We start from the raw sequence: 9839 nt of genomic DNA on the forward strand, positions 1-9839 counted from the left end.
TCTCTCCGCGGCCCGACTAGATGTCGAGCTTGCTGATCTTGGTGCCTTCCAGCGAGAGGTTCGCCATCAGGCCGGCATTCGTCACCACGAAGGCGACGATCGGCGCGCGCGCCGTGTTGGTGTCGATCAGCCCGTTGGCGCCGACCTGCGCCACCGCGACGGAGCCGTCCACCCCGGCCGTCCAGCCCTTGCTTTGCTGGAACTTCTGCAAGGCTTCCGGCGTCATGAACATCATCACCATCATCTTGGACTGCGCGCCGGCAATCAGCCCGAAGGCCGCGGTGGAGGTGCGGTAGTAGCCCGCCGGCTGGCCGGCAGTGCGGAGCACGCCCTCCCCGTACTCGCCGCCGATACCCAGCCCGGCGGCGATGATCTTGGGAAAGACGAGAATCCCGGTGGCCTTGCTGGCCAGGGCCTGCGAGCCGTTGACCGAGCTATAGAGCCGGTTCAGCGCGCCGTCCGCGCCCGCGTCGATTTCCTTGCGTTTGCTGGCGTTATCCGAGGCGGAACCGGAAGAGGTGGTACAGGCGGCGTTGAGACTGGCCAGTGCGGCCACGCCGAGCAGGGTCGTGAACGAACGACGATTCATGGCAGTTACCCCCTGGAGCTTGTGCGTCCATGTTTTGCTGACTGCGCGATCTGCGCGTACTGCGCCCGGATATACGTTGCGCTGCACCCCGGATAAGGCCAGGAATCGTCAAGAAAGACGACAAAGCGAATTCGCCAGATTCGTGATCTATGTATGGTCGGCTTTCACATTAGTGGGCGGCCTGCGCAATTGCAATCTCTTCCTGCACACGGACGCCGCCCTGCGGGGGCGGCGCCGGAGGCTCAGGGGGCCGTCTTGGCCCATCCCGGGCCAGGATCGAAGCGGGTCATGGCCTGCGCGCGCGCCGCGCTGTTGGGACCGAGGTCGGCTTCGTACACCTGGCCCTCGTGGTTGACCATGAAGCTCTTGACGCCGGTATCGCCGTATCGCACGGGCCACGCCACGATGGCAAAGCCGCCGAACAGCCGGCCGTTGACCACGTAGTCGTAGGCACCGCCGGGCGCCGCCGGTCCTTGTGCCGTCAACAATTTATAGCGATAGCCGTAGTAGCCGTCCTGCGTGGTATTGCCCTTGCCGACAGCCAGGAAGGCGGGGCCGAGCGGGCTCGGCGGCTCGCCGCCGCCCGTGGGCCAGTACAGGCCGTCGCGCTTGCCGGGCGAGCTGGACAGCTTGCCGGCATAGACCAGCACGCCGTCGCCGTCATGATCGACGCTGGCGTATTCGCGCTGGGCGTCGCAGACCGCCAGCATGGTCTGGATGACAGCCAGCTCATTGCGCCCGATACGCCGCACGCGCATCTCGTCCACGCCCTCGGGCACGTTGAAGTACCACCCCTGCGCCGACTTCACCAGCGGCACCGGCAAGGTCCAGCCATCGTCGCCCACCGCCACAAGGGCGCGGTCGGCACCCTCGGGAAGTATCTTGTGCGACACACTCCAGGCACTCAGGAAGCGGTAGCGCGCGTCCGCGCCAACGGGCGGGATCAGGCGCCGGTAGTCGCTACCGAGCAGGGTGCCCAGCGCGGCGTCGTCGCTGGTCGCCACGGCGTCGCCAAATGCCAGCATGGCGGCTTCGGGCGATGGGAAATGCCGCTGGCTGGCGGCCCACGCCGGGCCCGGCCATGGCCATGTCAAGGCCATCACGATGGCTGTCGTGGCCGCCATCCAGCGGGCCCTTCCGGCAAGCCGCCCCAGGCGGTGCGTTGATCGCGCGGTCATCGTCTCCCCTTTTCAGCGCCTGCCGCCGCCACCACCACGGCCACCCCCACCGCCGCCACGGCCACCGCCGCCGCCGAAGCCGCCGCCTCCCCCGCCGCCACGGCTGCCCGCGTGACTACCGCCACCGCCGCCGGTTCCACGGCTGCTGGCGTGCCCGCCGCCAAAGTTCGATTGCTGCGAGCTGGCGCGGCCACGGTCCATGTCGCGCTGCGCACTTTGCCCGCCGCCTACGCCCTGGAAGGCATTGTCCCGGCCTGCCCCGCTGCCCGAGCCCATGTCGCCCCGGCCACGGTCCGTGCTGAGGCTGCGGTCGCTGGCTTGCCGATTGCTGGCCTGCGCGCGGTCGCCCCGGTCGCCCCCTTGCCGGTCGCCCCGGTTTGCTGACCGATCAGAAGCTGTTGCCCGATCGCCGCCGACGCCATCGCGTCCGCCGTCACGGCCACCATCGCGCCCACCCTCACGTCCGCCCTCACGTCCGCCCTCACGGCCACCATCACGTCCACCCTCGCGCCCACCCTCCCTGCCGCGATAGTCGCTGCGGCGGTCCGCCCCGCCCGAGTTCTTGCCGTACTTCTCGCGCGAAGCGTTGTCCCGGTACGACACGCCCTGCCGGTGACTGGAATCGTGCTGCCACTTGCCGCCGCCCTGCACCTTGGTGCGGTCGAAATTGCGGTCGATATTGGTGGCCCGGTTGACRTCGATATTCACATCGCCGCCGCCCCAGTTGCAGCCGCCGAAGATCGCGCCCGCCGCTGCCAGCCCCACGCCCCAGGCGAAGCCGGTGGCCAGCGCCGCCCCCGGGTAGTAGGCCGGATACGGGGGCCAGTAGTACGGCGGATAGCTCGGATAGCCCCATGAGCCGTAGACCACGGTGGGGTTGTAGGCCGGTACATAGATCACCTGGGGATTGGCCGGCTCGACGCGGATGATGGTCTCGGCGACCGGTGGCGGCTGGCCCTGCACCGGCGCGGGCCCTGGCTCCACCGACACCTTCTGCTGCTCGTTGGTCTTGAGGTTGCCCGAGTCCCGGGCGCGGGCGCGCAGGCGCTGCACCGCCGCCAGCACATCGCGCTCCTGGGCCAGGAACGCGTCGCCGAGCTTCTGCGTCCAGTCCAGCTTGTCGCTCATCGGCTCCAGCACCTGCGGGAAGGCCACCAGAGACTTCACGCTGACATCCCAGGGCTGGTTCTCCACGGCCTTGACCGCRGCGTCGCCCTTCACATTGGGATTGGCCTTGACCCAGCGCGCCGCATACACGATCTCGAGCGGATACGTGGACGCCATGAGCACCTGGGAGAGCACGGAATCGGGATAGAGCGCGATCGGCGCCACGAGGGACTCGAGTTCCTCGGGCTTGAAGGTCGGCGCCGCAGGCGCGGTGGATGCCGGCGGCGCGGCGGGTGCAGGGGTCTGCGCCGCCGGGACACCGGGTGCGGTGAACATGGCAAGCCACGCCACGGCGACCAGAACGCGCGCGCAGGACATCAGTCGCTCGAGCCAACGAGCCATGGCTGCCTCCTCTCTCCGGGAAGCGGTTTGCAATCTCCGCGATGCCGGACTATGTTCGTAGCACCTCTTGCGTAGCCGTAACGCTTGCTTTTCCCGGGGCAAGCATTCCCATTCTCGACGCCGTCGGCGCCAATTTGTATTGGCCTTTGGACTTGGCCAGCGCGGGCGGCCTGCCCTTCCCCGGGAGACATGCATGACCGCTGCCGCACGCGTGCTGGCCCGGGTGGCGATGGTCACGATGGTGGCAGCCGCGCTGCTGTCCGGCTGCGCCAGCCTGCCCCCGGCGGACGGTGAACCGAGCCACGCGATGACAGACACCGCGCAAACCACGCTCGGCCGCCTCGCCGCGCAGCGTCGCCCTGACCCGCCAGACCAGAGCGCCTTCCACCTGCTGGCGGACAACGTCGACGCGCTGATCGCCCGCGTGCTGCTGACGGAAAAGGCCGAGCGCTCGCTCGACCTCCAGTACTACATCTGGCACGACGACGCCACCGGCCGATCCCTGGCCCATGCCGTGCTGCGCGCGGCGGACCGGGGCGTGCGCGTGCGCGTGCTGCTGGACGACATCGGCGTGGGCGCCGACGACAACCTGCTGCTGGCCGTGGACGCCCATCCAGCCATCGAGGTGCGCATCTTCAACCCGGTGGCCAGCCGCGCCTTCCGGCGTGCGGGCGCGCTGCTGGACTTCTCGCGCGTGAACCGGCGCATGCACAACAAGGCGCTGATCGCCGATAACCAGGCCGCCATCGTCGGCGGGCGCAATATCGGCGACGAGTACTTCGGCGCATCGCCCGCCGTCAGCTTTGGCGATCTGGACGTGCTGACGCACGGCCCCATCGTGCGCGAGGTCTCCGGCGCGTTCGACGCCTACTGGAACAGCGAGGCGGCCTATCCGGTGGGCACGCTGACCGGCCGCAGCGCCGACCCGGAAGCCGTGGCCGCGCTACGCGAGCGGCTGGATGCGCTGGCGGCGGCCCAACAGGACCACCCCTACGCCGTGCACGCGCGCGAGCGGCTCCGGCAGGTACTCGCCGAGCCGCCCGCCGTCGCCGCATGGGGCCGCGCCGCGCTGCTCTACGACGATCCCGGCAAGATCACGCGCGCYGCCGASGACACGGCSGGACATCTGGTGCCCCARYTSCGCGCGCTGGACGTGCAGCCGCAGCGCACGCTGCTGATCGTCTCGCCCTACTTCGTGCCGGCCGAGGCGGGCGTGGCGTGGTTGCGCGGGCTGCGCGAGCGCGGCGTGGCCGTGACGGTGCTGACCAACTCGCTCGCCGCCACCGACGTGGCCGCCGTGCACGCCGGCTACAAGCGCTACCGCGAGACGCTGCTGCGCATGGGCGTGGTGCTGTACGAGGTCAAGCCGATGCACGACCCCGAAGCCGCGGCGGGAACATCGGGAAAATCGACCAAATCGGGCAATACCAAGCTGTCGGCGTTCGGCAGCTCGCGCGCGTCGCTGCATGCCAAGACCTTCGTGGCMGACGACAGCGCCGTCTTTATCGGCTCGATGAACCTGGACCCGCGCTCGGTGCAGCTCAACACGGAGCTGGGCGTGGTCTGCGTGAGCCCGGCGCTGGCCGCGCAGGTGGCCGGCGCGATCCTGCCGAATCTGGGGCGCATTGCGTGGCGGCTCGCGGAGGAGGACGACCCCGAACGGGGCCGCCAACTGATCTGGATCGACGAGGCGAACCCGGACGCCGCCCCGCTGACCACGGAGCCCGAGTCCTCCGTGCTGCGGCGCGTCGGCGTGTGGTTCATGGGGCTGTTTCCCATCGAATCGCAGTTGTGAAGTGACTGCCGCGCCCGTCCTGCAGGGCAGGTTCGCGTTTTCCCGATCTGTCCCGAAATGAAAAAGGATTGTCCCCGACAGTCAAATCGGCAGCGCCCGTTCCGCCAATACTCCGACCCGGTTGCACATAACTCGAACCGAGACACGGAGACAACATGAAGGCCAGGAATATTGCCGCAGCGGCGCTGATGACCACTGCGGGAACGGGTGCAGTACAAGCACAATCGGCGGTCACGCTATATGGCGTGGCCGACGTGAACGTCGAATACGCGAATCACGTGGGCGCGGTGCCGGTCGCCACGAACCAGTTCAACCGCGGGCAGGGTCACGACGTGGTACGCATGAACTCGGGCGGCCTCGCCGGCTCCCGTTGGGGTATTCGCGGCACCGAGGACCTCGGTGGCGGCGCGAAGGCCATGTTCGTGCTGGAGTCGGGCTTCAGCCTGGACTCGGGCACGCTGCAGCAGTCGGGCCGGATGTTCGGACGTCAGGCGTTTGTCGGCCTGCAGCGCACGGGACTCGGGCAGATCACCTTCGGGCGCCAGTACACGTCGATGTTCGAGGCGCTCGCCAACTTCTCGCCCACCGCCTACGCCACCCAGTACGAGCCGGTGGTGCTGCAGTCGGGCGCCAACTTCCGCGAAGACAACACCATCAAGTACACGGGCCAGTTCGGCCCGGTCACGGCGCTGGCGCACTGGTCCTTCGGCACCGGCCTGGCGCTGCCGGCCACGGTGGGTGTGGCCACGCCGATCGGCGGCAACGGCGAAGTGCCGGGCTCGTTCCGGCGCGACACCGCCTACGGCGCGGCCGTGGCCTACGCGGCCGGCCCGTTCGGGGTCACCGTCGGCTATGACCAGTGGAACCCGACCATCGGCACCAGCAGCGGCACGCTGCGCAAGGCGGCCATCGGCGGCAGCTACGGCTTTGGCGATGCCAAGATCATGGCCGGCTACCGCTGGGGCCAGAACAAGAACGCGGGCGGCACGGTGATCCAGCGCGACGACCTGTACTGGATCGGCGCGCTCTACCAACTCACGCCGGCCGTCGGCCTGACGCTCGAGTATCACTACGACGATCTCAAGAGCCTGGCCGGCGCGACGCAGCTCGCCAACCCGTGGCAGATCGGCTTCGTGGCCAACTACGCGTTCTCCAAGCGCACGGACGTGTACCTGACCACCGCCTACGCCAAGAATGCCGGCCTGATGCTCGAATCGCTGGCCACGGTCTACGCCAACAGCCTCTCGCTCGGCAACAGCTACGCGCTGGGCAATGGCGAACGGTCGATGATCGGCGCCGCCGTGGGCATCCGCCACCGCTTCTGAGCCCCGTGCTCAAACCGCCGCCAGCCCCTCAGCCGGCGGTGGTCGTTTTTGCCTCCGCCTTGCCCATGCGCCTGGCCGTGACGCTACAGCCGAAGCGGCCGCAGAACCAGCGCGAAAAAGCACTGAGCGATGAAAACCCAAGCAGCGTGGCCACTTCCGAGAGTGGCCGCGTGGCGTTGTCGATGTAGCGCAGCACGAGGTCCGCGCGCGCCGCATCGAGCACATCGGAATACGTCGTCTTTTCCTGCGCCAGCCGCCGGTGCACGGTGCGCCGATCCACGCTGAGGTGCTGGGCCACGCGGTCCACCGTGCACAGGCCGGTGGGCAGCAGCGCGTAGATCAGCTTGCGCACCTGGTCCTGCATCGTCGCGGACGACTGCGCCAGCAGCGTGCCGAGGTACTGCTTCACCTGCCGCGCCATCACCGGGTCGTAGGATGGCAGCGGCGCCTCCAGGTCCGCCGCCTGGCAGACGATGCCATCGAAATCCTGCCCGTAGTCCGCCGGCATGCCGAACAGCTGCAGCGACGTGGCCGTGCTGGCCGGCGCCGCGTGCGTGAAACTGATGCTGCGCGGCCGCCACCCGGTGCCCAGGAACAGCCGCAGCATGCGGAACATCACCCCCACTGCGAGATCGGAGGCCTGGCGCATCGTGCCGGGCCGCTCGCTCAGAATCTGCAGCCGGATCACTACCAGCGGCCCCGCCTCTTCCACCCACATCCCCAGCGCCTCGTTCTGCAGGTCCATGTAGCGAACCATCGACACCAGCGCCTCGCGCAGCGTGGGTGCCTCGCGCACCACGAAGGCCAGCGGGCCCAGGTTCGAGAACTCGCGCAGCGCCGCCATGCGCAGGCCAAAGTCGTCCACGCCGGCCGCTTGCGCCGAGGCATCGAGCAGCCCGCCGACCAGTTCGGCCCGGATGCGCAAGTCGGGATCCAGCAACGCGGAACGGGCGATGCGCGCCGCGCGCAACTGCTGGTAGGGGTCGAGCCCGACGGCCCGCGCCACATCCACGTAATGGGTCAGGCTGGCGCCGCGCAACGTATAGGACATAGGCACATAGAAGGATGGATGCGTGCTTTCCCGGGGTGTCCCCACAGGTTAATTCAATGTCCCGTCATGTCAAACCGCGTATACCCGCTGGCCGATACTTCGGACACCGGCGCCCCGCGTGCCGTCCGCACATTCCCACCGCACCCAGCGAGGAGACAACATGCAATTTCTTGACGATTCCCTTCACCCCGAGACCATGGACAAAGTGGTCATCACCGTGGCGCCGTACGGCCCCGAGTGGATGCCCGAAGACTTCCCGGAAGACATCCCCGTCACCATGGAAGCCCAGATCCAGAAAGCCGTGGATTGCTACGAAGCCGGCGCCACCGTGCTGCACCTGCACGTGCGCGAACTCGACGGCAAGGGCTCCAAGCGTCTGTCCAAGTTCAACGAGCTGATCGCCGGCGTGCGCAAGGCCGTGCCGGACATGATCATCCAGGTGGGCGGGTCGATCTCGTTCGCACCGGAAGACGAAGGCGAATCCGCCAAATGGCTCTCGGACGACACGCGCCACATGCTGGCCGAACTCACGCCGAAGCCCGACCAGGTGACCGTGGCCATCAACACCACGCAGATGAACATCATGGAGCTGCTGTACCCCGAGTACGTCGCGGGCACCTCGCTCGAGAACCCGGCGTACCAGGCGGCCTACAGCGAGATGACCGTGCCGGCCGGCCCGGCCTGGGTGGCCGAGCACCTGCGCCGCCTGCAACGCGCCGGCGTGCAGCCGCACTTCCAGCTSACYGGCATGCAYGCGCTGGAGACGCTCGAGCGCCTGGTGCGCGCCGGGGTCTACCTGGGTCCGCTGAACCTGACCTGGATCGGCATCGGCGGCGGCTTCGACGGCCCCAACCCGTTCAACTTCTTCAACTTCATCCACCGCGCGCCGGATGGCTGCACGCTGACGGCCGAGTCGCTGCTCAAGAACGTGCTGCCGTTCAACATGATGGCGATGGCGATGGGCCTGCACCCGCGCTGCGGCATCGAGGACACCATCATCGACCAGCACGGCAATCGCATGAGTTCGGTGCAGCAGATCCAGCAGTGCGTGCGCGTGGCCAAGGAACTGGGCCGCGAGATCGCCACCGGCAAGGAAGCCCGCGCGATCTACCGCATCGGCACCTGGTACGACAGCGCCGAAGAGACGCTGCGCGCGCACGGCATGGCCCCGAACCGCCGGGCCGGCGAGCGCAACCTGCCGCGCCGTCCCGCCTGATACTGGCTGACGCACGACATGGACGCACTGACCGATCCCTGCATCAAYATCTGCCGCATGGACCTGTCCGGCCAGTTCTGCCAGGGGTGTCGCCGTACCCCCCTGGAGATCGGCCGCTGGCCCCGCATGACGCTGCTGGAGCGCGCCGCCACGCTGGCGGCCATCGCCCAGCGCCGCAATCCCGGCAGTTCCAGCAGTTCCGGCAGTTCCGGCAATACCTGCAGCCCCTGCAACCCCTGCAATACGGGAACAAGACACGCCGCCTGAGCGTGCCTGCCCTACTATTCCAATACATCGAACGGAGACAAGCATGGCCCAACGCCTTGCCCACCTGATACCGCGGCGCACCGCCGTGGCTGTCCTGMTCGCGCTGGCCATGCCGGCCGCGTTTGCGTGGACCAACAAGCCGGTACGCATGCTCGTGCCGGCCCCCGCTGGCGGCACCATGGACGTGGTCGCCCGCCTGCTGGCGGAGCAGCTTTCCGCCGATCTCGGCCAGCCGGTCGTGGTCGACAACAAGCCCGGCGCGGGCGGCGGCATCGCCATCCACACGCTGATCGCCGCACCGGCCGATGGCCAGACCATCATGGTCACGGCCAGCAACGTGCTGACCGAGATCCCGCACGTGCTGAAAAGCAACTTCGATCCGCTCAAGGACATCCGCCCCGTGGCCGCCATCGCGCGTTCGCGGTTGCTGATGGTCGGCGCGCCGCAACTGCCGGCCAAGGACTTCAAGAGCCTGGTCAGCTACGCCAAGGCGCATCCGGGCAAGCTCGGCTTTGCTTCGTACAGCGCCGGCACGGCCTCTCACTACGCGGGGATGATCGTCAACCAGAAGACCGGCATCGACCTCCAGCACGTGCCGTTCGCGGGTTCCGGCCCGGCCCTGACGCAAGTCATGGGCGGCCAGATCGCCGTGATGTACGACGGCATGGTCACCTCGCTGCCGCTGATCAAGGCCGGCAAGCTCCAGCCCTACGCGCTGGCCGCCAAGACGCGCTCGCCACTGCTGCCTGACGTGCCGACCTTCGCCGAACTCGGCTATCCGGACGTCGACTTCAGCAACTGGATCGGCGTGGTGGCCTCGGGCCAGATGCCGGAAGACCTGGCGCGCAAGATCCAGACCGCCGTCGACAAGGCCGCGCAGACCCCCAAGGTCCGCGCCCGCATGGAAGC

At 68.4% G+C, this 9839-nt stretch carries 9 protein-coding genes; 5 read left to right on the top strand and 4 right to left on the bottom strand.

Annotated features, from left to right (window positions below; genetic code table 11):
- Window positions 1–16: 16 nt before the first annotated feature.
- The 3 genes from AB4Z27_RS26210 to AB4Z27_RS26220 form a co-directional block, all read right to left on the bottom strand.
- Window positions 17–589 (bottom strand): BPSL1445 family SYLF domain-containing lipoprotein, encoded by a 573-nt coding sequence (locus tag AB4Z27_RS26210; RefSeq protein ID WP_092300828.1) that lies wholly within the window; start codon window positions 587–589, stop codon window positions 17–19.
- 242 nt (window positions 590–831) lie between these two features.
- Window positions 832–1713, bottom strand: coding sequence for a DUF2950 domain-containing protein (locus AB4Z27_RS26215; protein ID WP_441592354.1), 882 nt, complete (start codon window positions 1711–1713; stop codon window positions 832–834).
- Window positions 1714–1779: 66 nt separating this feature from the next.
- Window positions 1780–3276 carry a DUF3300 domain-containing protein gene (locus AB4Z27_RS26220; RefSeq protein WP_441645628.1) on the bottom strand — a complete coding sequence of 499 codons (1497 nt, stop codon included), beginning with the start codon at window positions 3274–3276 and terminating at the stop codon, window positions 1780–1782.
- Window positions 3277–3469: 193 nt separating this feature from the next.
- Here AB4Z27_RS26220 and AB4Z27_RS26225 point away from each other — a divergent pair, with 193 nt between their 5' ends.
- Both AB4Z27_RS26225 and AB4Z27_RS26230 read left to right on the top strand, forming a co-directional pair.
- Window positions 3470–5071 (top strand): phospholipase D family protein, encoded by a 1602-nt coding sequence (locus AB4Z27_RS26225; RefSeq protein ID WP_441645629.1) that lies wholly within the window; start codon window positions 3470–3472, stop codon window positions 5069–5071.
- Between the two features lie 155 nt (window positions 5072–5226).
- Entirely contained in the window at window positions 5227–6396 is a 1170-nt protein-coding gene (locus AB4Z27_RS26230) for a porin (protein ID WP_092300840.1), read from the top strand.
- A gap of 28 nt (window positions 6397–6424) precedes the next feature.
- Here the strand turns inward: AB4Z27_RS26230 and AB4Z27_RS26235 are convergent, their stop codons facing one another.
- Window positions 6425–7447, bottom strand: coding sequence for an AraC family transcriptional regulator (locus AB4Z27_RS26235; protein ID WP_092300843.1), 1023 nt, complete (start codon window positions 7445–7447; stop codon window positions 6425–6427).
- Between the two features lie 160 nt (window positions 7448–7607).
- On the opposite strand from AB4Z27_RS26235, the gene AB4Z27_RS26240 reads away from it, so the two are divergent.
- The 3 genes from AB4Z27_RS26240 to AB4Z27_RS26250 form a co-directional block, all read left to right on the top strand.
- Complete coding sequence (locus AB4Z27_RS26240) at window positions 7608–8663, top strand: 3-keto-5-aminohexanoate cleavage protein (RefSeq protein ID WP_092300846.1); 1056 nt, start codon at window positions 7608–7610, stop codon at window positions 8661–8663.
- 18 nt (window positions 8664–8681) lie between these two features.
- Window positions 8682–8930 carry a DUF1289 domain-containing protein gene (locus tag AB4Z27_RS26245; RefSeq protein ID WP_441645630.1) on the top strand — a complete coding sequence of 83 codons (249 nt, stop codon included), beginning with the start codon at window positions 8682–8684 and terminating at the stop codon, window positions 8928–8930.
- A gap of 43 nt (window positions 8931–8973) precedes the next feature.
- Window positions 8974–9839, top strand: an 866-nt coding sequence (locus AB4Z27_RS26250; protein WP_441645631.1) for a Bug family tripartite tricarboxylate transporter substrate binding protein, incomplete at its 3' end; no start/stop codon positions are given.

The organism is Cupriavidus sp. KB_39 (genome assembly GCF_052114485.1).
Classification (GTDB): Bacteria; Pseudomonadota; Gammaproteobacteria; order Burkholderiales; family Burkholderiaceae; genus Cupriavidus.